General features: G+C 55.6%; 22 protein-coding genes and 1 tRNA gene. 12 read left to right on the top strand and 11 right to left on the bottom strand.

Annotated elements, in window-relative coordinates:
* Window positions 1-10 precede the first annotated feature (10 nt).
* Window positions 11-490 (top strand): hypothetical protein, encoded by a 480-nt coding sequence (locus M504_RS00545; RefSeq protein WP_047486769.1) that lies wholly within the window; start codon window positions 11-13, stop codon window positions 488-490.
* A gap of 84 nt (window positions 491-574) precedes the next feature.
* On the opposite strand, the gene M504_RS00540 is transcribed toward M504_RS00545, so the two are convergent.
* Window positions 575-1789 (bottom strand): glycoside hydrolase family 99-like domain-containing protein, encoded by a 1215-nt coding sequence (locus tag M504_RS00540; protein ID WP_052200150.1) that lies wholly within the window; start codon window positions 1787-1789, stop codon window positions 575-577.
* Window positions 1790-2084: 295 nt separating this feature from the next.
* On the opposite strand from M504_RS00540, the gene M504_RS20950 reads away from it, so the two are divergent.
* Window positions 2085-3452: a hypothetical protein gene (locus M504_RS20950; protein ID WP_052200149.1), complete on the top strand. Its 1368-nt coding sequence runs from the start codon at window positions 2085-2087 to the stop codon at window positions 3450-3452.
* Window positions 3453-3702: 250 nt separating this feature from the next.
* Complete coding sequence (locus tag M504_RS00530; RefSeq protein ID WP_047486766.1) at window positions 3703-6972, top strand: TonB-dependent receptor; 3270 nt, start codon at window positions 3703-3705, stop codon at window positions 6970-6972.
* 313 nt (window positions 6973-7285) lie between these two features.
* Here M504_RS00530 and M504_RS00525 read toward each other — a convergent pair.
* Window positions 7286-7362: transfer RNA gene (locus M504_RS00525), tRNA-Met, on the bottom strand.
* Window positions 7363-7607: 245 nt separating this feature from the next.
* Here M504_RS00525 and M504_RS00520 point away from each other — a divergent pair.
* Window positions 7608-8930 (top strand): acetamidase/formamidase family protein, encoded by a 1323-nt coding sequence (locus tag M504_RS00520; protein ID WP_047486763.1) that lies wholly within the window; start codon window positions 7608-7610, stop codon window positions 8928-8930.
* Between the two features lie 92 nt (window positions 8931-9022).
* Here the strand turns inward: M504_RS00520 and M504_RS00515 are convergent, their stop codons facing one another.
* From M504_RS00515 to M504_RS00505, 3 genes are all read right to left on the bottom strand, one after another.
* Complete coding sequence (locus M504_RS00515; RefSeq protein ID WP_047486760.1) at window positions 9023-9436, bottom strand: hypothetical protein; 414 nt, start codon at window positions 9434-9436, stop codon at window positions 9023-9025.
* Between the two features lie 90 nt (window positions 9437-9526).
* Window positions 9527-10138, bottom strand: coding sequence for a thiamine phosphate synthase (thiE, locus tag M504_RS00510; protein WP_232296099.1), 612 nt, complete (start codon window positions 10136-10138; stop codon window positions 9527-9529).
* Between the two features lie 15 nt (window positions 10139-10153).
* A complete protein-coding gene (locus M504_RS00505; RefSeq protein WP_047486754.1) occupies window positions 10154-11638 on the bottom strand; it encodes an outer membrane beta-barrel protein in 1485 nt (494 codons plus the stop codon).
* 268 nt (window positions 11639-11906) lie between these two features.
* On the opposite strand from M504_RS00505, the gene M504_RS00500 reads away from it, so the two are divergent.
* A complete protein-coding gene (locus tag M504_RS00500; RefSeq protein WP_052200148.1) occupies window positions 11907-12791 on the top strand; it encodes an aldo/keto reductase in 885 nt (294 codons plus the stop codon).
* A 13-nt stretch (window positions 12792-12804) separates the two neighbouring features.
* A complete protein-coding gene (locus tag M504_RS00495; protein WP_047486747.1) occupies window positions 12805-13254 on the top strand; it encodes a VOC family protein in 450 nt (149 codons plus the stop codon).
* Window positions 13255-13329: 75 nt separating this feature from the next.
* On the opposite strand, the gene M504_RS00490 is transcribed toward M504_RS00495, so the two are convergent.
* Window positions 13330-14031 carry an alpha/beta fold hydrolase gene (locus M504_RS00490; RefSeq protein ID WP_047486744.1) on the bottom strand — a complete coding sequence of 234 codons (702 nt, stop codon included), beginning with the start codon at window positions 14029-14031 and terminating at the stop codon, window positions 13330-13332.
* A gap of 139 nt (window positions 14032-14170) precedes the next feature.
* On the opposite strand from M504_RS00490, the gene M504_RS00485 reads away from it, so the two are divergent.
* The 5 genes from M504_RS00485 (at window position 14171) to M504_RS00465 (ending at window position 19784) form a co-directional block, all read left to right on the top strand.
* Window positions 14171-15130 carry a LysR family transcriptional regulator gene (locus M504_RS00485; protein ID WP_052200147.1) on the top strand — a complete coding sequence of 320 codons (960 nt, stop codon included), beginning with the start codon at window positions 14171-14173 and terminating at the stop codon, window positions 15128-15130.
* Between the two features lie 109 nt (window positions 15131-15239).
* Window positions 15240-16169, top strand: a complete 930-nt coding sequence (locus M504_RS00480) for a TIGR03435 family protein (RefSeq protein ID WP_198137490.1) — start codon at window positions 15240-15242, stop codon at window positions 16167-16169.
* Between the two features lie 170 nt (window positions 16170-16339).
* Entirely contained in the window at window positions 16340-16765 is a 426-nt protein-coding gene (locus M504_RS00475) for a recombinase family protein (RefSeq protein WP_047486738.1), read from the top strand.
* Between the two features lie 129 nt (window positions 16766-16894).
* Window positions 16895-18316, top strand: a complete 1422-nt coding sequence (locus M504_RS00470; protein ID WP_052200146.1) for a DUF1254 domain-containing protein — start codon at window positions 16895-16897, stop codon at window positions 18314-18316.
* A 43-nt stretch (window positions 18317-18359) separates the two neighbouring features.
* Window positions 18360-19784 carry a DUF1254 domain-containing protein gene (locus M504_RS00465; protein ID WP_198137489.1) on the top strand — a complete coding sequence of 475 codons (1425 nt, stop codon included), beginning with the start codon at window positions 18360-18362 and terminating at the stop codon, window positions 19782-19784.
* A 295-nt stretch (window positions 19785-20079) separates the two neighbouring features.
* On the opposite strand, the gene accC is transcribed toward M504_RS00465, so the two are convergent.
* From accC to M504_RS00450, 3 genes are read right to left on the bottom strand one after another with little or no spacing between them, the layout of a single operon-like run.
* Entirely contained in the window at window positions 20080-21471 is a 1392-nt protein-coding gene (gene accC / locus M504_RS00460) for an acetyl-CoA carboxylase biotin carboxylase subunit (protein ID WP_047492830.1), read from the bottom strand.
* Window positions 21472-21481: 10 nt separating this feature from the next.
* Window positions 21482-21976 (bottom strand): acetyl-CoA carboxylase biotin carboxyl carrier protein, encoded by a 495-nt coding sequence (gene accB, locus M504_RS00455; protein WP_369792882.1) that lies wholly within the window; start codon window positions 21974-21976, stop codon window positions 21482-21484.
* A 42-nt stretch (window positions 21977-22018) separates the two neighbouring features.
* A complete protein-coding gene (locus tag M504_RS00450; protein WP_232296098.1) occupies window positions 22019-23173 on the bottom strand; it encodes a Xaa-Pro peptidase family protein in 1155 nt (384 codons plus the stop codon).
* A gap of 22 nt (window positions 23174-23195) precedes the next feature.
* Here M504_RS00450 and M504_RS00445 point away from each other — a divergent pair, with 22 nt between their 5' ends.
* Window positions 23196-24068, top strand: a complete 873-nt coding sequence (locus tag M504_RS00445; RefSeq protein WP_047486730.1) for a metallophosphoesterase — start codon at window positions 23196-23198, stop codon at window positions 24066-24068.
* 1 nt (window position 24069) lies between these two features.
* On the opposite strand, the gene M504_RS00440 is transcribed toward M504_RS00445, so the two are convergent.
* Both M504_RS00440 and M504_RS00435 read right to left on the bottom strand, forming a co-directional pair.
* Entirely contained in the window at window positions 24070-24324 is a 255-nt protein-coding gene (locus M504_RS00440) for a helix-turn-helix domain-containing protein (protein WP_047486728.1), read from the bottom strand.
* 141 nt (window positions 24325-24465) lie between these two features.
* Window positions 24466-26226 carry a long-chain fatty acid--CoA ligase gene (locus M504_RS00435; RefSeq protein WP_047486724.1) on the bottom strand — a complete coding sequence of 587 codons (1761 nt, stop codon included), beginning with the start codon at window positions 26224-26226 and terminating at the stop codon, window positions 24466-24468.
* Window positions 26227-26365: the final 139 nt, after the last annotated feature.

Here is a 26365-nt window from a genome sequence, read left to right as displayed (position 1 = left end):
CTCTTACCGAATGAAGACGCTGCGCACAATTATTCCGTTCTGCATCGCCCTCTTTCCTGCTTACCTCTGGGGCGCAAGCACCACTGCGGACCCATTCTTAGGCCGATGGGTATTAGATGTGCGCACGTCTCATTACGCAGCAAAAACATGTCCCAAGTCCATGACCATCGAGATGACGCAGGCACAGCGCGGCGTCCACTACCAGTCGCATACCGAACCAGCAGTAGGTGAAGCATTCGACGTGGAGTACACAGCCGATTACGATGGCAAACCAGCCATCGTGACCGGCAGCAAAGGCATCCTGCTACCCGTAAGCTTGCAGCGCAAAGGCGATGCGGTGATTGCAACCTACCGCAACGCATTCCAAATCGCGGCGACAAGCCAACGAGTCCTGTCAGATCACGACCACACCATGACCATCACAACCGTCTCCTACGACTCCGCTGGAAACGCCGTAACGAACGTCGGAGTGTATCGGAAGGCAAAGTGATCTTCGACGCTGAACAGTCCATCGCCACTATAGAAATGCTCTAACCCCAATTAGGAAATGCTAGGGCGGCGGCATGGATCAGGCTTATCCGAATACATTATGGACGGCATCCAGATAAGCAGTCCCGTGGTCCATGTCAGGCTCCAGATAACTACCCTCCGTCCACTCGTTCCATGAATTGAGCGTGACCAACCGCTTGCCTGCGGGCAGATGCTCCACAGCAAATTTCTTAGCTGAACGGAGAGAATCTTCAAAGGCCTGCGGAGAGTTGTTTACGACTACCGATGTAAAGGGGTAGCCGCTCACACGAAAATTATCGGTCTGGCATGTGCGAGGCGAGGCATCCCAGCCGACCGTTACATTCGGAAAGTACATACAACCCAAGTCGTCAGAGGCATTGTCGCGGTACTTCTCATACTGCCGCCGCACGTCTTCATATTCCGTTTGGAATTCTTTTGAAAGCTGGGCGTGGTGAATCCATACGTAAGACGTGGTGCTGTCGATTCGCAATTGCTTCAGGAGTTGTGGCAGATTGTGTACTTCCGTTTCGCCCGGCAGAAGCTTCACACCCCACGTCACTGCATTGATGTGGACGCCGGGAAAACCTGCAGCACGCGCCTTTTGGCGGAGAGCATCCAGTGCAAGTGCCGCCTGTGAGACACCCCCCATACCTTCGATAAATCGAAAGAGTTCGTAGATAGAAAAATAAGGCTCGCCATCCAGCTTGAGGTATGAGGGATGCTGGAACAGTTGGACGACACGATCGCACATCCTGTCGAAGGCTTTGCGTGAAATCCCACCGCGAAACTGGACCTTGCCGAGACTGTCCAGCTTGGCTGGATGCAGATCGATCCAATCATGATTGGCCCACATCAGCGCAAACTGAACATCGCGGTTGTTTGGGGCCATCAGATAGCCCTTATCCAACGCGCCATTGAGGAACGGCCCATCCTCATACCAGTACCAGTCGAAGAGCAGAGCGTCGACACCATGTTGGCTTGCTGCATCAATCTTTTGTCGGAAGGCCTCCGGGGTGGACTCGTCAGCGTAGCCCCACTGCGGCACTTTTGGCTGATGATGACCAGCGAACCGCGGCGTGGCAGCTTTGACCAGGTTCCATTCCGTCCATCCCTTGCCGTGAGCCTCCTCATTCCGAGGGTCTACATGGAAATTTCCGAAGTAGTACGCCGCGGTGATGCAAGCATCCGTCTTTGGTGGCGTTATGGCGGCTGGAGTTCCCATCAATCCTCCATGCAACAGCGTGGCGCCAGCCGTGGTGATGAATTCCCGACGATGCACAAAACTCCTTCGTTTGGCGCTTCTGATTGATTCGTTTCAATAGCTGGTGTCACGGGATGTGTGTCGAATTCCCTCCTGCCCGGCTGAGGAGGGCAAGGATGAAATAGAAACCTTTCACCGCACACTGTGGCAGTTTTGTTTCGCCCTGTAGCCACTCCCACCCTCAGACAGGCACCTTCATGCTGTCAACGTCCTGCCGGAACAGTGCAGGTGCGGTGCTGTATCATGGCTCCTCTGAAACGATTCAACGTCTTCCGGTGGCTGCCGAGAAATAGACGGAATTCGAGGTGAAGCGATGCTTGCCATAAACGAGATCGAAGCCACCTGCGAACGGTCGCAGGGCGAAGTTCATCACTCCTCTGAACAGATTGCGGAAACGTTAGATCAGATCCTCCGCAGCACGCGTTTCAAAGACAGCCAGCAGTTGCAGACCCTCTTGCGATACGTAGTCGAAGAGACGATTAAGGGGAATGACGAAACCCTTAAGGAGAGGATGATTGGGATCTACGTCTTCGGCCGCCGCCCCGATTACGACACGACCGAAGATCCAATCGTTCGTTCCCGAATGGGCCTTCTCAGGAAACGACTTGCTCAGTATTACGAGGGTGCAACTGCAGAGCAGTCCCCCATCCAGATTGTGATCCCAAACGGAACCTATCGTCCCGCATTCGTATCCCGGCCGGTCACGAAGGGTAAGCGCTCGCAGTCGGTTCACGACGGGACGAAACCCGCCTCCATGTCCATTCCGGTGATCACGAACATCGTCCCGGCAATCGAAACACCACAGCATATAGTCCCGCAGTCGGATTCCGCGACGGCTGTCCCCTCCACTTCCAGGAGAAAACTAGCCTTTCAGGTGGCGTCCATCGCAGCGGTGCTTGCCATAGTTCTAGTGGGAGCATGGTGGTTCTTCCTACGGCCCCAACAGCAGGAAATGGATGCGCTGTGGACTCCGATCATAAAGGGCAAGCAGCCCGTCTATATCTACACGGGGACAATGCCTGTCTATGAACCCGAATCGCCGGCTGACGAAGCTTCATCCCCCGCAGACCTTTACTGGCCGATACGCGTACCGGAACCTCCCACGGCAGATTTGCCGAAGATGGGGCCGAATCAGGTCTTCTCGTATGGCGAAGGTATGCTCACCGGTTCGGTGTACGCCGATATCCGAGTCTCCGCATTTCTAAGCAAGTACAACCGGACTCCGGTGATGCGATCAGGTCCAGATCTCCCTTACATGGACCTGAAAGGGTCGCCGCTCATCTTGATCGGATCCTTCGACAACTACTGGACACGGGTCATGAATGAGAGTCTTCCGTTTTATTTCGACCGGGGCTTTGGAATCCGCGAACGCGCGGGCGCTCACCGGCGCTGGCATAACCCACTGAAAGCAGAAATGACGCCTCGGATGATGGATGACTACGCTCTTGTATTCCGCGTGATGGACTCGAAAGCTGGAGCGCCGGTCCTGGCCATTGCCGGCCTTTCCACCTGCGGAACACATGCGGTTGCGGACTTCGTCACCGATCCCGTACAGATGAAGGCGCTATCCGGCATTCCCAAGTCAGACCTTCTGAGCAAGAACATCGAACTCGTCCTCCACACCTCGCTGGTGAACTGCGCCCCCACCTCAGTCCAGGTCATTGCCAGCAAAGTCTGGTAGCTGTCGCCGTCTCTGACACTGGGCTGCTTCTGCTTCAAAACGTAATTTCACCTCCGCGAATGGCCGAAGCTTGCCGTAACGGCGGAGCACGCCTCACCTCGTAAGGTACTGACGAACATAGGGAACACGTCCGTACAGCACCGTACCTACACCACACCTCCTGAACATTGACAGTCGATTCAGACGGACCTTAGAGCTTGCCGAAGCAATAAAAAAGGTCTTTCACAGTTGCTGTGATTTGGAGGTAAAGATGCGACCCTGGTTCATTTCGGAAGTGATGCGGCCGGTAGCGGACGGCGAAAAGAAAACGGCACAGATGCGGTGTGCGGAACGGCGAAGAGTGGCGACACTTGCCGGCTTTGTTTTTCCAACTCTGGTTTCAGCATGCGTTCTGGTAATTCCCCAGCGACAGGCATACGCACAGACAAACCTCGCCACCCTCTCAGGAGCCGTAACGGACGCCTCGGGCGCTGCGATGCCAAACGTTCCTGTCAGCATTCAGAACGTGGAAACCACGGCGACACGAGTGGTCACGACAGACGCGAACGGCTTCTATACTGCACCCTCGTTAACTGTCGGCTCGTACCGCGTAACGGTCGCCGTGCAAGGCTTCTCCAAAACGGTGCTTCCGGCCTCGCTGACTCTCGGCGGCCTCAACCTGGACGTTCACCTGAAGGTTGGCAACGTTTCGGACGAGGTCACTGTAACCAGTTCCTCAGGATCGGTCGCTCTGCAAACAGACAGCCATGAGTTGGCTACGTCCGTAGACAGCGTGCAGTTAACCACACTTCCCAATGGTGGACGCAGCATTCTCAGCATCGCAACGCTGGGGCCAGCTTCCCAGGCAGGCACAGACGCTTCCACATCAGCCGGTGACCAGAGCTTCTACAGCCAGACAAGCAACGCGGTCATCCTCTCCGGTTTGGGTCCGAACCAGACGCAGTTTCTTCAGGACGGTATCGATAACACCAACCTTCTGACACAAACGGCAAACATCCTTGCGTCCGTAGAAGCGGCGAAAGAAGTCAACACGCTTTACAGCAACGCTCCTGCCATCTTCCGGCAACCCGCCGTCGTCAACGTCATCACGAAGAGCGGTTCCAACAAATTCCATGGCACCGTGTACGACTTCCTGCAGAACGACGCAGCGAACGCAAAGAACTGGTTTGCGACCACCAAAGCACCACTGCGCTACAACCTCTTCGGCGGCAACATCGGTGGCCCCATCTATCGCAACAAGATCTTCGGCTTCTTCGACTACTCCGGTCTGCGCAGCCACTCCTCGGGCCTCTCACAGAATCGCGTTCCCACGTTGGCAGAACGTGGCGGAGACTTCTCGGCGGATCCAACCATTTACGATCCCTCCACCTACAACGCGGCAACCGGCACCTCCAACCCATTTCCGGGTAACAGGATTCCTGCGATCAGCGCGTTCGCGCAACAATGGCTGCAAAACTATCCGCTGCCGAACGCACCGCTCGTGAACAACATCAACTATCGGATCAATCTCCCGTCAAGCAGCAACTATGACGAGTACCTTGCTCGAGGCGACTGGAACATCTCGCCGAAGAACCAACTCTTCGGCACGGTCGCTCGTAACAGCCACTCAGGCGGCGGAACCACCATCACTCCCGGCCTGTTCGGTATCAGTGTTCCCCTCACAGGTACGAACGCTTCCATCACTGACACGCAGATCTTCAACGACCGCATCGTTAACGCGTTCAGAGTCGGCTACAACCGCAGCAATCTGTTCCGCACACAACAAGGAACAGGTGCAAAAAACTACGCCGCCTTCTACGGATTGAACAATCTCAATCCTCTACTGGAGCAATCAACACCGCCCGCGATTGCAGTATCAAACTACACCTCGCTCGGCGACCCTTACTCTCCGCAGGGCGCTATCCAGAACCGGTACCAGTTCACGGATCAAGTGACCTGGACACACGGGAATCACACCATCAGCTTCGGTGGCGAATTCATCCGTGTTCAGTTCAATGGCGATTGGGTCGTCACGAACAATGGCAACTACACCTTCGATGGAACAGCAACATCACAGTACGTCGCTGGCAAGCGCAGCGCATCGGATCAGGGCAATGCGTTAGCCGATCTCGAACTCGGATTCCCTGTCAGAGGCAGCGGTCTGACTGGCAACTCCGCCGGGGCGTTCCGCGAATTCGACGTCTCCGGATTTGTTCAGGATGATTGGCGAGCTTCACAGCGCCTGACGCTGAACTTCGGTCTGCGCTACGACTACATCAACCCGCCCACGGACAAGAACGGCCGCGGCGCGCTCTATTTGCTTGCAACAAACTCCAATCGCTCCGGTGCATGGAACGCAAACTATAACGACTGGGGACCGCGCGTGGGCTTCTCGTACAAGGCCTCAGATCACACTGCCATCCGCGGTGGTTATGGCATTTACTACGCGCCCATCCTCTACAACAACTTGCAGTTCATGCTGCTCTACTCCCCCAACGTGGTGGCACAGAGCTACAGCCTGAACATTCAGTCGCCGGTGAACATTCAGAATTTATTCATCGCCAACCCACCGTCGGTACCGGGCCAGGGCGGTTACTCCATCACTCCCACGCTCAAGGACACATCCACCCAACAATGGAACCTGAACGTCGAACGAACGCTTGGAAGTAGCACGATGCTCACGGTGCAGTACCTCGGCAACGTGACTCGTCACCAGTCTGCACGCGCTGACTTGAACCAGCCAATAGCGCTCTCTGCAGGAAATACGTCCGGCAAACTCGACGTCCGTCCCTATCCCAGCGGCGGTCCCATCGACGGCCAACTCAATGCCTACAGCGCGAACTACCATGCGTTAGGGGTGAAGCTCGACCGGAGACTTTCCAGAGACTTCCAGCTTCTGGTCGCTTATACGTTCCAAAAGGCGTTGAACAGCATCGATGGCGACAACAGCGACATTCAGTCGATCTACCATCCAGAACTGACCTATGGTCCTGCCAGCTTCAACCGCAAAAACGACATCGACATCAGCCCGATCTATTACCTTCCCTTCGGTCCCGGCAAAAGCTTCCTGAACTCAGACAACATCATCAACCGCATGATCATTGGCGGTTGGGAGCTTGCGGGCCTCCAGTACTTGGCCTCGGGCCAACCGATCACCGTAACCGCAAACAATAACGCGGATACCAGTCCTTACCATTCCGTTTACGCGAATCTCACTTGCAATCCCATGCAGGGATTCCATCGCACACGATTCAACATCTTCAACCCCGCATGCTTCGCACAACCTGCCGCCGGCCAGTATGGCACCACGCGTTCTGTAGGTTGGCAGCCCTGGATTTTCCAAACGAATCTTTCCGTCATCAAGAACTTCCAGATCATTGGAGAACACCAGCTTCAGTTCCGTGCTGAGGCGTTTAACCTGTTCAACCATCCACTCTTCAGCACAGGAGGAGGCGGCATCACCTCACCAACGTTGGGCGTAGCAACATCTCAAACCAACAGTCCTCGATCAATGCAGTTCGCGCTCAGATATTCCTTCTGACATGCCAGCATGTGGAGAGCAAATCTTGGAGTGAGCCACCAACATCTCCAGGACCGGGTAGTCGAACATCGATTGCCCGGTCTTGGCTCGACGACATCGACGCTGCATTCAGCAAAAGCTGATGCCGCACGCCCAGGTAGCGATAGCAATGAAAATTTATGGAACGCTCGGATGGAGTCCAACACGTCGCGAACACTGCTGTGTAAGTAAGACTTTGAAGGATTCGTAGCGACGAAGAATCTTGCGACCAAAAGCCAGAAAACCCTCACGGAGAATTACAAATTCTCTTACGTGGGGGTATCGTTTAGGTAATTGGTTGCGGGGGCAGGATTTGAACCTGCGACCTTTGGGTTATGAGCCCAACGAGCTACCGGGCTGCTCCACCCCGCACTTATGAATATAGTCCGGTTGCGCAGTTTGGTCAAGTCGCGTTCATCGCCCGTTTACTTTGCGTAGCTTCACTTCGCATATCCCCATCCCATTCATCATGAAGGACTAAGCCGGAGATACCCGTGGACCTAGGGCTCGTGGAGGATTAACTCGCCCTGCAACGAGGCGTAAAAATAACGAAGAAAATCTCGGCAAAATTACCCTTGTTTCCGTAGCTATGAGTAATGAATTCCAACGGAGCTCCTATGAAAGTCGCCAGCCTCGTTTTCCTGTCGCTTATCTCCCTCCCCGCTCTCGCCCAGCAGCCCAATATCGCCGGTAAGTGGACCATCACGCTAGACACATTCGGCACGCCCACCACCTGGCCCCTCACGGTGGAGCAGCAGGGCGACCACATCACCGGCAACTACGCAGGCGACAAACTCGAAGGCACCCTCAAGGACGGTAAGCTCACCTTCCACGCAAAGGATCCCGGCGGCGATGGCTACGAGGACGTAACCGCGACCATCTCGGGCGATACCATCACCGGCACCATGATCTGGGCACAGAACATGACTGTGAATCACCCCACCACGCACACGTTCAAGGCTGTCCGCAACGTCTCGTCAAGCGCATCCTCCGCGCCGCCCAGGACACATGAGTTCACGCCTACCGTCTTCCAACGCCAGTACTCCAGCGCGTACAAACCAGTACTCACCATCAACCCTGGCGACACGCTCCACACATGGACCGTCGACGCCGGAGGCAATGACCCCAGCGGCACACCGCGCTCGCTCGGCGGCAATCCGCAGACCGGCCCGTTCTACGTGAACGGCGCCATGCCCGGCGACACCCTCGTCGTCCACATTCGCAAACTCCGCCTCAACCGCGACTGGGCCATGAGCACCAACGGCATCGTTCCCCGCGCCAACACGCCAGCACTCGCAGCCAAATCGCAGAACAAGGTAGACACCGTCCGTTGGCATCTCGACCTCGCCAACAACATTGCTACCCCGGAAAAACCCGGCCCACACATGCAGCATTACAGCGTCCCCGTACGACCCATGCTCGGCTGCGTCGCCGTCGCTCCCGGTGATGCCTCAGGCCCCGGCATTCGCACCGGCGACAGCGGTGGCTTCGGCGGCAACATGGATTTCAATGAAGTCAACGAAGGCGCAACCGTACTCCTGCCCGTTCGCGTCCCCGGTGCTCTGCTCTTCTTCGGCGACGGCCACGCGGTTCAGGGCGACGGCGAAACCACAGGCGACGCCCTCGAAACCTCGCTCGACGTCACCGTCCAGGTAGAGGTGCTCAAAGGCAAACGCATCCCCGGAGTCTTCGTCGACACCGACACTCACATCATGGCCGTAGGCCTCGATGGCTCCATCGACCAGGCCTTCGCCGACGCCACAGAAACCATGTCCGCCTACCTCGAACAGGAATACAAACTCACACCGCAGGAATTCGCCATGGTCCTCGGCACCGCCGCCGAATACAAGATCAGCGAAGCCGCCGACCGCAACGCAGGCGTCGTGCTGAAAATGGCCAAAAGCAAACTAGCAACGCTCACCAAACCAGCAACACCGTAGCATTCCTTTTCAGCATTAAGAACCAATTGCGTGCGCAATGAAAGGAAGCGAAGCAGAGAAGCCTGCTTCGCTTCATGTTCCATGGACGATGCCTAAGGCTCATGGTGCGCGCGTGCAAGTAGTTGGCGATTTGTAAGAGCCTGAACTAAAGCAAGCACTACAGTCAGAGAAAAGAGCGTTGCTCCTAACACTGGAGGAGTTTTGCCCCTTGCGACGACAAACGCCGCAGGCAGGTAACCGCGAATTAAGAATGCCACGAGTTCCAGCAGCAGAACCGCTGCGAGATATGCACCATGTCGCAGAAACAACTTCGGTAAAACCGACTCTGTATATGGACAGCCAAAGAAAAAAGGTTGTTGCCCGCGATACGCGCTGAACGTCATTAACCCAATGAATGCTGTGTAGCAGATAGCTGTTGCCATCAGAGTCGTGACGAAGGAATCAATGATCAACGCCGTCCAAAGACCAACAAACATCACCACAGCCAAAGGAAGAAAGAGTTCCATGCGGTCGAATGTCTTTGGATCATGCCGGTAACACTCACATCTCACAGCTTGACTAGCCAATGCACAGCGCTCCTATGAACAATCATTTGTCTAACGATGAGCCGCAACAAAGCCGCGAACATCCCCATCCAACAATCCGGAAATCACCGCCACAGAATCCGCACCAGCCTCAAGAACCGCCGCCGCATTCGCCTGCGTAATCCCACCAATCGCCACCAGCGGTTTCCGCGTCAACGAACGAGCCAGCGCAACTCCATCCAACCCCACCACCGGCTCCGTATCCAACTTCGTCGACGTAGCAAACACCGGCCCCACCGCCACATAAGAAACCGACAGTAAATCCGCTGCAGAAACCTGCGCAGGATTATGCGTGGAAACACCCAACACCGCATCCGGCCCAATCACCGCGCGAACAGCGGCAACCGAAGCATCTCCCTGCCCCACATGCACACCATCAAATCCTGAATCAGCAAACAAGTGCACGCGATCATTCAAGATCAGCGTGGCCTCTAAGCCACCAAACACTTCGCGCAACAACGCAGCATTCCGCAAAACACCCAGATCCGACGCCACCTTATCGCGATACTGCAACAGGGTCACACCCGCATCGCGCCAGGCCCTCGCAGTCTCCAGCAAAGACAGCCCACGCCGCGCACAACTCTCCGCATCCAGAATCGCGTACAGCCGCGGCAACTGCGTCATCCCTTGAAACTCCATTCAATAGCGATACACAAGGCTGACACCCCACACCAACTGGTTCCGCGCCTTGCCATTGTTATAGCCGAGCTTATCCCACGAGTGATCAAACCGCAGGTCCGACTGCATCAGGAACGTGCTGCCAAAATACCGGTTCACGTACAGCGTGTTCTCTGTGTACTTCGTAGCAGTGCCAGTGCGTTGCCCCTTCTTGTCATTCAACAGATCCGAACGGAATCCAACCGTTAACGACGGGCTGATCTCACGGTTAAGATAGTTAACGATTGCATATTCAGATGTAAAACACCGCAACATACCCGGCGCGCACACGGCGCCTAATGAACCACTCTCCGGGGGCGGCGCATTTTCAACATCGTTCGCAATGTTCGGCACATCGCGCTGATACATCACCCACGCTTCCGTTGCCATGTGCCATTTCGCATTGAACTTGTGCGCCCAGACCGCGTCATACTGTTGCACATTGTTATAGGCATACTTGCCATCGTTAATGCCATTCGCGCAGACGTAGACGTTGTCATGATTCGTCGCCGTCGAATAGTTCACACATGCAATCAGTGAAGGCTTATGGTCACTCGACCACGGCGACACATCATGCCCCGCCGACATACCAAGCTGCACCAGCCACTGCTTATTCAACTTCAACGTGGCCACTGCTCCCGTCTCCGTTACAGGAGCCGCCGTGTACACAAGCGAACGCGTCATCGTGTAGTTATTCGGAGCCAGCGGTGAATCGAGTCCAGGCAGTGAAAGAAACCGCCCCACACGGATATTCAAACCATCCTTCACCGGAAAATACAGATCCGCATACTCCATCAAAGGATCAAAGCCATACGTGCGCCCTTCGTTCAATAGCTGATCGCTCAGGTATCCCTTGGTTGTCGTAAACCGATAGTCCACGCCGTAGTACAGCGCGGTAATGTGGTATCCCCAGTCAAAGTGCGTGTTCTGCACCGTATCCGGCAACCGTTCAATAAACGTCACCACCTGGTGCAGGCGCGCGGCGTTCGGTGTCGAAGCAAACGTCAGCGGATAGTTGCTGTCATGGCTGGTGCTCTGGTTATATGTGCCCTTCGCCCACCCATAAATCTTCGTCCGTCTGTTCTCCATCTTCAACGCCGTCATCAGCGGATACGTCGTCGTATCCGGCACGCCAATCGTCGGCGATCCACCATAGCTCCAGTCGCCAGCAGGATATGGCGGACTATCCAGCGGCGCATCGAAGGCGCGCCGCGCAGGAGTCGGCCCAGCAGGAAGTTTGCCACGCCAGTCCGCCCAATAAAAGCGTCCTAGCCGTTGCACAAAATTTCCGTGAATCACCGTCTGCGCATCCGGCAGACTGCTCTTGGAATCGTTGGCACCAGGGCTCGCCTGCGTTTGCGGCACAGGCGCATCGGTTTTCGGTTGCTGAGCGTACACTCCGCCCATCATGACGCTGGCAAAGGCAAAAGCCCCGACATGCAGCGTCCGGGTCCTGCCAGACTTCATGCGTTGAGTCCTTACAGCCAAAAATGAATGCTTTGTGAAGAGAGAACAAGCTTACACCGCGGCCACAACCATACGGAAGCACGTCATAGCAGCTTTCGCAGAACAGCTTGGCACGACTTGGCGGGAGATTTACATTCTTCCCGTCCGATTTCACATCTTCCAAGCGTAGACTTTGGCCAAATCCTGAATCCCTGGCCACCGAGGTGGACACGTGACCGACGCTGAATTTCGGACGACGAAATTACCCCTGCGCGATGGAAGCGGCCTCATGCCGGCTCTGGGCTTTGGGACTCTCATACCCGACTTAAACCTGACGGTAAGTGCCACCCGCGACGCACTGCAAGCCGGCTTTCGACACTTCGACGCCGCCGAGCGCTATCGCAATGAAAGCCAGGTTGGCGAAGCGCTACAAGACGGCATGGCTGCGCTCGGTCTCAAGCGAGAAGACATCTTCGTCACCACAAAACTCTGGAACAGCAATCATCGACCAGAACGCGTCCGCCCCGCATTTGAAGCCAGCCTTGAAAGGCTCAAGCTAACTCATCTCGATCTCTACCTCATCCACACGCCATACGCATTTCAGCCCGGCGATAACCAGGATCCGCGCGACGCATCCGGCAATGTCATCTACGACACCGACATCACCTTGGTCGATACATGGAAAGCCCTTGAGAGTCTTGTCGACCAAGGCAGATGCAACGCCATCGGCCTCTCAGACATCACGCTTGAAAAACTAGCGCCGCTCTACGACGCGGCAAGAATCAAACCCGCCGTCGTACAAGTGGAATCGCATCCATACCTGCCGGAAGACGAACTCCTCCAATTCTGCAAAGAGAAAAGCATCATCCTCCTCGCCTTCGCTCCCTTAGGCCACGGCGCAAGACCCGGCCCGCTTGAAGATCCAGTCATCACGCAGATCGCCACACGCGTAGGCAAAACACCTGCACAGGTATTGCTCGCATGGGCCATTCAACGCGGCACCGCGTTACTCACCACCCCAAAATCCGCAGACCGCGCACAAGAGAACTTCAACATCTCTCCTCTTCCACAAGAAGCCCTCGACGAAATCAATCGCATCGAGACAAGAGAACGCCTCAACAACGTAGTCAATACCGGCGTGCCGGGGTTCATTCCACGCAAACCCTCAGCATGAAAAGGAACAGTCCATGAGCGACATACAAGTCGGACAAGACAGTTTTGAGATGCCTCCCAAAGAGGGCCTCAGCATCGCACATTTTCTTACCGTGAGTGACATTGAGCGATCCGCCCGCTACTACGAAAAAGTCTTCGGCGCTCGCATCCTTACGCTTGGCGATGGCAACGCACCCTGCTACCTTCAACTCGCAAATATCTGGATGATCCTGAACGTCGGCGGCGGCCCCACACCAGACAAACCAACAGTGACACTAAGCACTCCCGACCCCGACCACATCAACAGCTTCATGAACTTTCGCGTAGCCGACATGCAGGCGTCGTATCAGCTATGGAAAAGCCGCGGAGCCGATTTCCTTACAGAACCCATCGATAAATACGGCGAGATACGCTGCTACATCCGCGACCCAGACGGCTATCTCATTGAAGTAGGCCAAAGCCACGCAGGCGTCATGTATGGCTAGCATCAAGTCCAAATACGACAGACCGTCATGTGGCGGTCTGTCGTAGTCATGAAGCCTTAAAGCTTCTAAGAAGATTTACTTCCCTTCCAGTGATTTCGCAGCCTTGCGAATCACATCAATCACAACATCAGGCATAGAGAGCATCGGCACATGGCTGCTCTCCACCTCCGTCACTGTTGCGCCCATACGTTTTGACACCCACCGCTGCAGATCAGGATGAACGGTGTGGTCCTGCTTCGCCAGAACATACCAGCTCGGCTTCGTTCTCCACGCAACGCCGTTGGCATCAAGCTTCTGTTGCTGGAACAAATCAGCAACAGGAGCATAGTGCGTTGCCCAAACCAGCTTCTGTTCTTCAGCGGACAAGTCTCCGCAAAAGAACTCCGTTCCGTTCGGAAGCAACCATGCGCGCCCATCCGCCACCGCCACACGCGAAAAGATGTCGGAAGGATATTTGTCCAGTTGGTTCTGCACCGTCTCACCTGCATCCGGTGCAACGGCCGAGATATAAACCAATCCCGCCACACGTTCATCCACGCCGGCAGCCGTAATCGTAGCGCCGCCATAGGAATGCCCCACAAGCAGAACTGGACTTCCCACACGATTCAGCGTGCGCTTGATAGCAGCCACGTCCCCTTCATACGAGTCCAGGCCATACTGCGCTGCAATCACTTCATGGCCGTCCTTCTGCAGTGCGGGAATGACCTTGCTGAAACACGAGCCATCGGCCCATATCCCGTGACAAAAAACGATAGCGACTTTCTGTTGTGCTGACATGGTGTAACTCCTCAGGTTGAAATTCCGAAGAACACGCGACGCGTTCCCCGTTAGCCATAGAGTCGTCCTCCGCAATCACGCGCACAAATACTTTGATTGCTTGAGCTATGCTTATTGCGCATAGCTAGAGGGTCTCTCAATGGAACTTCGCCATCTGCGTTACTTCATTGCCGTAGCTGAAGAAGGCAGTCTCTTACAGGCCGCCGAGCGTCGACTCCATACCGCGCAACCATCACTCAGTCGACAGATCCGCGATCTCGAAATGGAACTCGGCGTAAAGCTCCTCGAACGCAAAGCGCGTGGCATTGAACTCACCGCCGCAGGTCGAGTCTTTCTCGACCATGCAAGACTCGCACTCATGCAGATCGACGTCGCCTGCGAAGCTGCGCGAAACACAGAACGCCCCCACAAACCAGGCTTCAGTCTGGGCTTCCTTCCAGGTCAGGAAGTCATATGGCTAACCGAAGCTCTACGCGTCTTACGTGACGACGCATCCGGCGCCGACCTCACCATCACAACAAAATCATCACCAGAACTCGCGAACGCATTAATGCAGGGCGAGATCGATGTAGCCCTGCTACGCCGCGAAACCAAAACAGTAGGCCTCGATTTCAAACTACTAACCCGCGAACCTCTTGTAGCGATCCTGCCTGCTCGTCATCGTCTTGCTAGGCATAAAACCATACGCCCGGAAGACGTCTGTCGTGAAGACTTCATCAGCACAGCACGAGCCGCCCCCGTGCTCAAAACTGTCATCGAGGAATACGCCGCAAGAGTCGGCATCAAACTCAAGCAAATCTACGACGCCGAAACTCTCTCAGGCGGCATGTCGCTCGTAGCATCCACCGGCGGCTTCACCCTGCTGCCGTCCTACGTGCAAAACGCCCTCATCCCCTCCGTAGTCGCCAGACCTCTGCACGGCGAAGTCCCAACCATCGACCTCGTCATGGGCTACAACAAGTCCAACACTTCCCCACTACTCAAAAAGTTCCTGCAGTGGGCCGATGAACATGCCTCTCGCGAATCCAGCGTCGTTGCACGTCCTCTCGGCGTTACTGAATCAACCGCCGAAGCCCCTCGGCGAAGACGGGGCCGATAGAAAATCCATCAACCACGCCTCCCATTCCCGCGTTTACAAACCCGGCAGTCGTTCGTCAATAGGTCAGTACTGGCACTTAGTAAACCGACTGCAAAACGGGATGAACGGTATGACAGGAAAAGAAACGGCAGCAACGCTGTTGCTTGTGGCATGCGCCATCGGCAACCTTCAAGGACAAGCGCCTCAGCCCTCACAGCCAAAACAAGAAACAACGGCTACAACCGCAGCTCCGCTGGCCTTTGAGACAGTGTCGATAAAGCCCGCGCCTCCAGGTTCGCTCCCATTCATACCAGCATTCATGCGCGACAAAACAGCACCAGTCTTCGGCCTGCAAACGATGGCAGGACCAGTTTGGCTGACAATTTCTTATGCCTATCGATTGCAGATAAGTGAGGCCAAAGCCGCATTCGAAAAGCAGCCTGCCTGGGTGAAAAAGCGGATCTATAGAGAGACCTTTCGAATCGAAGGCCAGCGCACCAGCGATCAGGTGCGTGAGATGATCCGCACCATGTTGGCAGATCGATTCGCCCTGGAGATTCATGACTTCACCAAAGAGGGCGCGGTGAACAAAGTTGTCCTGAGCAAGCCCGGTGTACTCGGACCCAACATCAGGCCACATCCAGACGGAGCCAGTTGTTCAACGCAAGGGGATGCTTCCGTTGGCAAAGCACCTGATTCTTCAACGCCACCAGTCACGAACTGCGGATTTAGTTGGTACTACACATCAGGAGGTTTGCTACACGTTGGTATAACGAACACAACCTTGGTTGACGGGGTGCGGGCTCTGGCAGGGACCGGAGTTCCCGGCCTCGACACCAAGCCAATCGTGGACGGTACAGAACTAACCGGAAAGTACGACCTAACGCTCGAGTTTCGCCCCGACAGCGGAAGTCCTCGCATCACTCCGGAAGCTGATGACAATGGCGGCCCAACGCTCATCCAGGCAGTCGCGCAACAACTCGGTGTGCGATTAGAAAGCGCAACAGGACCAGTCAGGATCGTAGTGATCGATCACATCTCTGAACCCACACCGGACTGACGCCAACAAGCCTCCACGGCACACTAAGTGGAATTTCGAAATTTGTCCGCATGCGAACAGCTCCGTCCAAAGACGCACAGCTTTCTCAAACCCCTTCCGCATCAACCGCTTGATTCTTCAGCAAAACACTTTGGCGCGGCGATTGCTGGTCCAAACGTTGGAGGAAACACATGCCTTACTTTGAACGAGTCAAGGACAGGTTCTCCGGCCCCTTCAGCCCAACTCTCATCGCCGACCGCCAGAAGGCCGGATGGCAGTTGGTCTCGATCGAGTGGCGTCGAGAACTTCCGGAATCCGAAACACCTCACGAACCGGAACACGCAGAAGAGATTCCTTACGGTCTCCGACTCTCCGACGATTGCATGCGCCTCGAGATCGACCCCTACGAGAATGCAGTCTTGAAGCAGATGATGGATCTGCTGAGCCAGGATTTTTCCTATTCCCAAATCGTCAGCGACCTCAATGAAAAAGGACTGCGAACGCGAACCAACGCTCCGTGGGATCGCGTCAGCCTACACAAAATGATGCCAAGACTAATAGAGGTCGGCCCCAGGCTCTTCGCGGAAGACAAGCGAAAGCGCTCGCTCTCTCAATGAGTACATTGGCCCGTTTTCACCGATCAATGCATCTCCGTGATTCTCGATCAATCCTCTCTCCCTGTCAGAACCAACAGGTTGAAGTTACCTCGCAATGTTCTATCTTTGGCCTCTCAAGAGAGGTCACTGATGCTGATAGGGCATGCGCGTGGAGCATTGTGGGCTGGATTGTCCGCTTTGATCTTGTTTACTGCGGCGGGATGCGATAGCGCGAAGAAGCCGGCGGAGAGTGGCGTTGCTCCGGCAGAGGCGCAATCGATTGCGAAGGATGCCTATGTGTACGGCGTGCCCATGGTTGCGCAGTACAAGACGATGTATGCCTTCTCAGTGGATAAGAGCAATCCGCAGTACAAGGGACCATTCAACTCCGTGCTGAATATTGCGCGTGTTTTCACGCCTGCGGACACGGCGTTTGTCACGCCCAACTCTGACACGCCTTATTCCTTCAGCGGCCTTGATCTGCGGGCTGAGCCGATGGTGATCACCATCCCGAAGATGGAAAAGAATCGCTACTTCGTCTTCCAGTTGATGGATTTGTACACCTTCAACTTTGCATACATTGGCAGCCGCACTACTGGGAATGATGGAGGCACCTTTCTGATTGCCGGCCCGGAATGGAAGGGCGAGGTGCCGAAGAACATCACGAAGACGTTCAACGCTGAGACGGAGTTTGTGTCCGTGGTGGGCCGCACGCAGCTGTTCAATCCTGCCGATCTGCCGAATGTGAAGAAGATCCAGGCTGGCTACAAGATTGAGCCGCTGCACGAATTTGCTCACACGGCACCACCTCCTCCTGCACCGCCCATCAACTGGCCGACACCTATCTCGCCAGCGGAACAGACATCGCTCGCATTCTTCAATCAGATGGCATTCCTTTTGCAGTTCTGTATGCCACCGCACCCCAGTGAGGCAGAGTTGCGGCAGAGCTTTGCAAAGATTGGAATCGTGCCGGGCAAGCCTTTTGACGCGTCTGCGTTTTCGCCTGAGGTTCAAGCGGCTATGAAGACAGGTATTGCCGATGGGCAAAAGGCGATTGATACCAACCGCGCGGCTACTGGCGGCAAGACAGACACACTGTTCGGGTCGCGTGAGTATTTGAAGAACAACTTCCTTGCACGCGCGACTGGCACGCAGATGGGTATTGGCGCTAACTCGCGCGATGAAGCTCTGTATCCGATTCTGGATAAGGATGCGGATGGTCAGCCGCTTGATGGCAGCAAGGGCAAGTACACGTTGCACTTTGCCAAGGGACAGTTTCCGCCAGTAAATGCGTTCTGGTCGTTGACCATGTATGACCTTCCGAGTCAGCTACTGGTGAAGAATCCGATCAATCGCTACCTCATCAACTCGCCGATGCTGCCCCAGCTGAAACTCGATCCGGATGGCGGACTCACTCTGTATATCCAGGCTGATTCTCCGGGAGGCGCGAAACAGGCGAACTGGCTTCCTGCGCCGAAAGGCCCATTCATGATGGCGGTTCGCTATTACTGGCCCAAGCCGGAACTGCTTAGCGGCGACTGGAAATCTCCTATAGTTGAGCGGGCGAAGTAGCAGGCATACACAACACAGCAACCGTTCGAACGAAGGAGCTCTGATGATGGCAACTGTGCTTTGCAGGATGTCAGGAGTTGTTCTGGCAGCAGGTTTGCTTTTTGCGACGGGATGCAATCAGGCGAAGATCACGGAACAGAACGGCATCTCCGCCGCTGATGCACGGACCATTGCAAAGGAAGCCTACATCTACGGCTTTCCGATGGCTGCGAACTACCAGACGATGTACAAGCAGGCGATCGACACTACCAACCATGACTATCAAGGGCCATTCAACACCCTTCATAGCTCGAAGTCAGTGGCCACGCCCGAAGATAAGTTCGTGGTGACGCCGAACTCTGATACGCCGTACTCGTATCTGTGGATGGATTTGCGCGCGGAGCCGCTGGTGGTGACGGTGCCGAAGATTGAGCCGAATCGTTACTACACCGGGCAAATGGTGGATCTGTACACATACAACTTTGCCTACCTTGGCACACGCGCTTACGGGAACGATGGCGGAACCTTTCTGGTTGCCGGTCCCGGATGGAACGGAGCAACGCCCGCCGGAGTGAAAGCGGTCGTTCGCTCAGAAACGCAGTTCGCCTACATCATCTTTCGTACCCAGCTGTTCAACGCAGCCGATTTGCCAAAGGTAAACAAGGTTCAGGCGGGATATCAGGCACAAACACTCAGCGCATTTTTGAAACAACCCGCACCTGCAACTGCGCCACCGGTAAGCTGGCCGAAGATTGGCGACCTGCCTGCGGGCGTGGATGTGTTTCCTTACGTCAACTTTCTCTTCCAGTTCTGTCCGCCGAATCCCAGTGAGAGTGCGTTGCTTGCGCGGTTTGCCAAGTTGAACATCGGTCCGGGGCAGACGTTCGATATGAGCAGGTTTTCACCGGAGATCCAGCAAGCGATTAAAGACGGAGTTAAGGACTCGGACGCTGATCTGGGCACAGTCATGAAGAAGATCAATACCGATCAGATCTCCAGCGGAGAGATGTTCGGAACTCGCGACTTCCTCAAGGACAACTATCTGTACCGCTATGCGGGCGCGAAACTGGGGCTTTACGGCAACTCAAAACAAGACGCGCTCTACTTCGGCTACTTCGTCGACGCGAACCACCAGCCGCTTGATGCATCAAAGTCGAACTACGAGCTTCACTTTTCGAAGGGTGATCTGCCGCCCACCAAAGCGTTCTGGTCTCTCACCATGTACGACGGCAAGACGCAGTTGCTAGTGGCAAATCCTCTGAAGCGCTATCTGCTCAACTCGACCATGTTGAAGTCGTATAAGTTCGGCCCTGATGGATCGTTGACACTCTATGTCTCGCGCGAGAACCCCGGCCCGGTAAGACAGGCGAACTGGCTTCCCGCACCCGACGGGCCGTTCTATGGCGTTTTCCGTGTCTATCTTCCCGGCGATACGGTTATGAATGGGACCTGGAGGAAACCACAGATGCGGCCGGTGCCTGCAAAATGAGACAAAAATGAAAAGCCCGCATCCGAGCCTGGCTGAAAACGAGATTGATTCTGTCAAGCCCTCAAGCTACTTAAACCCAACAAACCACAGGAAATAGAGTTGGCATGATATTTCCTTCAAACCGCTAAAATAGAACCAGAGACAAAAGGGCCACGCTTCCGCGTGGCCCTAACTCGTTTAGAAAGACGATTTTGCCTCTAACTCCAATGGGCAGACGATTTTACAGCCACCAAAACCGTAAACCCAATAGAAAGACGATTTTAGAAAAACCGGGGGGAGGGGGTACCCTCCCTGCTTATGCCCCTGTTGGTTCGTTCTCGGCTTCCACCTTCTTGCGCGCAGCTTCCTTTTCAAAGAAGCGTTCCATGAACTTCGTATCGAAGTCACCCTTGCGGAAGTCAGGATCGGAGAAGATCTTCTGCTGTAGCGGAATCGTCGTGTGAATACCTTCCACCACAAACTGGCTCAGAGCGCGCTGCATCTTGCTCATTGCCTCTTCGCGGTCCTTGCCATGGCAGATGACCTTGGCGATCATGCTGTCGTAGTAAGGCGGAACAACGCCTTCCTGGTACTGGTTCGTATCTACACGAACACCATTTCCGCCCGGCACATTCCATGCCGTGATCTTGCCTGCGGAAGGCGTGAACTTCTCCGGATGCTCCGCGTTGATGCGGCACTCGATCGCATGACCGTTGATCGACGGACGAACCGGAACGATGTCCGGCAGCTTCTCACCAGCGGCAATGCGCAACTGCGCCTTCACCAGGTCGATGCCCGTAATCAACTCCGTCACCGGATGCTCCACCTGGATACGCGTGTTCATCTCGATGAAGTAGATCTCGCCATCTTCATCCATCAGGAACTCGATCGTGCCAGCGTTCCAGTAACCGATCTCACGCAGCGAACGCTCAATCACGCCGCCAAGACGCGTACGAATCTCCGGCGTAATCTGCAGCGACGGAGCTTCCTCGATCAGCTTCTGGTGACGACGCTGAATAGAGCATTCACGCTCGCCCAGCGACATCACGTTGCCATGCTCGTCAGCCAACACCTGGAACTCAATGTGACGAGGACGCTCGATGAACTTCTCCATGTACAGGTCGCCATTGCCGAAGGCGTTCAGCGCCTCGGTCGATGCCTGGTTGTACAAACCGGGAAGCTCCTCTGCCGAACGGACGATACGCATACCGCGTCCGCCGCCGCCAGCCACAGCCTTCAGGATCACCGGATAACGCACATCCGCAGCCCACTGCAGCGCCTCTTCCACCGACCCGATAACACCATCGGACCCCGGCAGGATAGGCACATTAGCCGCCTTCATAGTCTGCCGGGCGGTGGACTTCTCACCCATCATCCGCGTCACTTCAGGGCGCGGTCCGATGAACTTGATGTTGCTCGCGCGGCACACCTCGGCGAAGTTGGCGTTCTCGCTCAGCAGTCCGTAACCGGGATGAATCGCGTCCACATCCGCGATCTCTGCGGCAGAGATAACCGCCGGAACGTTGAGATAGCTCTCCGCGGAGCGCGGAGGGCCAATGCAGATAGCCTCATCCGCAAAGCGGACGTGGAGGCTGTTACGGTCGGCCTCGGAGTATACGGCCACAGTACGGATGCCAAGCTCCCGGCAAGCCGAGATAACCCGCAGTGCAATCTCGCCACGGTTCGCGATCAGGACCTTCTTGAACATGCCCATGTCCTTACCGCGGCCGTACCGCGAACAGCGGCTGGCCATACTCGACAGGCTTGCCATTCTCGGTCAGCAGCTTCACCACTTCACCGGCGACGTCGCTCTCGATCTCGTTCATCAGCTTCATGGCTTCCACGATGCAAACCACCTGGCCAACAGAGATGGTGTCACCCACCTTCACGAACGGCGCAGAACCAGGAGCGGAGCTCTCATAGAAAGTACCCACGATGGGCGACTTCACCTCGTGCAGCACCTCTGCCGGGGCAGCCGCCGCTGCAGGCGCAGGAGCAGCCAGCGGAGCGGCAGCGACCGGTGCCGGGGCCACATGCGGAGCCGCCGCGAGGTGCGCAAAATGCGTCGGATCAAATGCAATGGGCGCAGCGGGCTGCGCAAACTTGATGCGGACATGTTGCTCGCCGCGGTGAAGATCAAATTCAGCGATGCCGTTGTCCTTCAAGAAGGAGACAAGCTCGCGAAGTTCCTGCAAATCGTTCTGTTCCATCATCTTCCTTATGCCTGCCTTGCGCTCTCGGCATTCAATGCCGCGCTACAGTTCCATCCAGCCTTTGTGCACCGGGGTCAGCACCTCGGCGCCATCTTCCGTGACCAGTACAGAGTCTTCGATGCGCACGCCGAAGCGTCCGGGCAGATACACCCCGGGTTCGATTGTAATCACGGTTCCGGCCTTCAGAACGTCTTTACTGTCTTTCCCCACTCGAGGAACCTCATGAATTTCCAATCCGACTCCGTGCCCGGTGGAATGGGTGAAGTATTTCCCATACCCCACCGCCTCCAGAGTCGAACGTGCCGCAAGATCCACCTCACCGCAACTAGCGCCCTCATGAACAGCGTTAACGGCCGCCTGCTGCGCAGCAAGAACGGCTTCAAAGACATCACGCTGCTCCGCCCACCGCTGTTTCCAGCGGGAGGGAACAGATTTTTCACCGTATCCAATCGCGAAGGTGCGAGTCATATCAGAGCAGTAACCATCCAAGACAATACCGAAGTCCAATGTGACCAGGTCACCAGGTTGGATGCGCGCTTCTGTGGCGCGAGCATGCGGCTGGCTGCCTCGCTCACCTGCGGCAACAATCGTCTCAAAGCTCATAGACTCAGCACCGGCCATGCGTGCGCGATGCTCCAGCTCGCCGGCGATATCGCGTTCCCTCATCCCCGGCTCAATCCATCCGAGTAGACCTTCGTAAAGCGAACAGGTCAACGAGGCCGCGCGGCGCATGGATTCCACTTCGGTAGCGTCTTTGATCACTCGCAACGCTGCGACCAAGCCATCGGCGGGGACGAAGAAGCCTCTTTTCCCTGCTGCTTTCTTCATGGCAGCCAGAGTGGCCACCGTGGTTTGTGTACGGTCAAAGCCACACTGGGACGCATGTTGTTCGGCCCATATACATGCCTCTACAACTGCTGATTTAGGGGCAATGCGTACGCTCGCGCTCTGCACTTCACGTTTTGCCTGGACGGTATACCGACCATCGGTAAACAGGCGCGAAGTCAGCCGTGGCTCCGCCACTACGACCAGTGCGGCATTCGATCCGGTAAAGCCCGTTAGATAACGGACGTCGGGAAGGTGCGTAATCAGAAGCGACGGTATGGACCGGCGTCGCAACTCCTGCGCAAGGTGGCGGATACGTCCGCGATGCATCATCTTTAACAGGATACGACGACGCGCGTTTCCCTGTCGCATGGCCAAGCCAGTATCATGACGTATGTCCTCGCGGAAGAGCGCAACAGGAAACCTTACGCGACGGCGCTTTCTTGCGGGAGCCACGCTTACCGCCGGAGGTCTGGCCCTATACTCGGGCGAGATAGAACGGCACGTCCTCATGACCGTGGAACGCACAATTCACATCCGCAACCTGCCTGCCCCTTTTCACGGCTTCCGGATTGCGCAACTCAGCGACTTTCACTTTCATGACTATGACGAATCGTTCTTTGTCCGCCACGCCATTCAAAAAGTGAATGAGCTTGCGCCAGATATGGTCGCTCTCACTGGCGATTTCATCACGACGAGCAAAGACGAACATCGCCAGGCTGTACCCGATGCCTATGCTTGCGCCGAAATACTGCGTGAGATTAAATGCCCGGTACGCTTCTGCTCTCTCGGCAATCATGATGTATCGATTAAGGCTGATGTAGCGGATGCGTTACGACGCAATGGCCTCACGCTCTTAATGAATCAGTTCACCACGCTGGAGAAACGAGGCGAAAGAATATGGGTCTCCGGCATAGCTGATGCTTACTTTGACGTGCCCAATCTCGCACTCGCTATGCCGAAAAGGAAAACGGACGAACCGATCGTCCTATTGGGACATGAACCGGATTTTGCCGATACGATCGCCTCTCAGAACTACTATGTCGATCTGATGTTGGCAGGACATACGCACGGAGGACAGGTGCGGCTTCCCTTCCTACCGCCGATCCTTCTGCCTGCTATGGGTGAGAAATATGTCGAGGGTCTGCACACGGTGGGCAGTTCTGGGATGCAGGTCTATGTAAATCGTGGGCTCGGCTGCATGCATCTTCCGTTCCGATTCAATTGCCCACCAGAACTAACCCTGCTTACGTTGCAACCTGCCTGAGCTACTTCGCTGAGCGCGCGGGCTTCTTGCTTTCGGGCTTGGCAACAACGGTTTCCGGCATCGCCGCTCCCGACTGATGATCCATCCAGGTGTCCAGCAGGGTCTTCTTGAACCGCCATCGATTTCCCAGCTTGAAAGCGGGTACAAATCCTTCTGAGGCGTAGCGGTACAGCGTGTCGCTGCTGATTCCCAGATATCCAGCAGCCTGGCGGATATCCATGACTTCGCGAATGGCTATTTCTGCGGCGTTCGGCATGGTTTCTTCCCAGGGGTTTAGGATTCGTGGGAAATCGCACCTTCCCAGCCCCATACTTGTACCCCTTTCCCCGGTCAGGTACAAGCAAATTCTTTTAGCTGTGTCGGTTACCGGGGTTCGAGGCAAGAACGACTGGCCTTTTCATTCGGCGTCCGCACCGCTATACATTGCCTCAATCTCCTTCGCGTAGTTAGTGGCCACCACACGCCGCTTTAACTTAAGACTGGGCGTGACTTCGCCTCCATCCACCGTCCATTCATCGGGCACCAAACGGAAGCGCTTTACCTTTTCCCACGGCGAGGCTTCTTGATTCACGCGATCAAATTCTTTCTGATACCGCTCAATCACCCTCTCATCATGAACCAAGGCTTTGCGGTCTGATGCCGCAATTCCCTGCTCCTTCGCCCACTCTTCAAGCACGGGGAAATTCGGCGAGACAATAGCGGCGACGTACTTTCGTCTATCACCCTGCAATGCCACAAAACCAATCAGAGAAGAAACCTTGAGCTTGTTCTCAATGGGCTGCGGTGCAATGAATTTACCGCCAACCGTCTTGATCAGTTCCTTCTTCCGATCAGTGATGGAGAGGAAACCTTCGGAGTCGATCTTCCCGATATCGCCGGTCTTGAACCACTCGCCGTCCATCACTTCGGACGTCTGTTCAGATTTCTGCCAATAACCCTGAAAGATGCTGGGACCGCGCACTTCCAACTCCCCATCCTCTGCAAACCGCACGTCGATGTTCTTCAGCTTCGGTCCGATGGTTCCGAGTTTGTTGCGACCGGGCAGGTTTACGGCAATGACAGGAGAGGTTTCCGTAAGCCCGTAGCCTTCGAGAATCGAGATACCCGCCGAAGCGAACCACTGCGCCAAATCGATGCCAAGTGGGGCACCACCAGCTACGAATACCTTCACCCGTCCGCCAAAAGCTTCACGCAGCTTGCTGTACACCAGCTTGTTCGCGATCTTCCATGACAGCGAAGAAGGCTCGCCCAGCATCTGCGCCACTTCATCCCGATGCTTTGCACCGGTCTTGATGGCCCATTGGAAGATCTTCGCTTTCAGACCACCAGCCTTCAACGCCTTACCCTCTGCGGACTGACGCACACGTTCGTAGACACGCGGTACCGCGACGAAAATCGTCGGCTTGACTACAGCCATCGCAGGAAGAACACGCTCCGGACGGCTGACATACGCGAGCGTGACATTCTCCGCGTAAAACAGATAGTCAATGTGGCGCGCCGTCACGTGCGACAACGGCAGGAACGACACCATCAGGTCATCCGCTCCGAAGCGAAACAGCTCTGTCGTCATCGACAGATTGGATGCAACGTTGCCATGCGACAGCACCACGCCTTTGGCGTCGCCCGTGGTGCCAGAGGTGTAGATGATGGTTGCAGTATCTTCAGGCTGCACCGATGCCACAGCCTGATCGAATGCTGCATCACGTCCGGAAGAATCCTCACCGGCAACGAGGTCCGAAAAAGGAAGGCCGATTTCGCCACTGTCCATCGCGACAATCGTTCCCTCAAATCCTGTCCCAAGAACTTTCTTCGCAACATCCTGCGTAGAAACGAAGACAATCTTCGCGCCGCTGTCTGCGAGTTGCGCGCGCGTCTGGTCCGGCGTCAGCGTTGGAAACATGGGAACGTCAACAGCGCCAATGGCGAGCGACGCAAAGTCTGTCACTGCCCATTCCCAACGGTTTTCAGCGATGAGCCCAACTCGATCACCCTTCGCAATGCCCTGCGACTGCATCCATGCAGCCAGGCGTCGCGTACGCCAATAGAGCGCGTCGCAGGAGATGGCCTCCCACCGTTCACCAACGGGTGTAAGAATGGCGCGCTCACTGCCACGGGAGGTGGCGTTCCGGAAAACATCGTTCAGCGTACGCAGTTCCATGAGACTCCCAACAGGGTATGTACCAGCCCAACGGTCATCCTACATGGAAGCAGAAAACTATCGATTGCGTTGGATGAGAAATCTCACCGTGACCATGCGGCAAGACGGATGACACCATCCCTTCAACCTCATCAAAGCC

Source organism: Terriglobus sp. TAA 43, from assembly GCF_000800015.1.
GTDB lineage: Bacteria > Acidobacteriota > Terriglobia > Terriglobales > Acidobacteriaceae > Terriglobus.
Note: the sequence above shows the minus strand (reverse complement) of the source record. Positions and strands in the feature narration are given on the sequence as shown.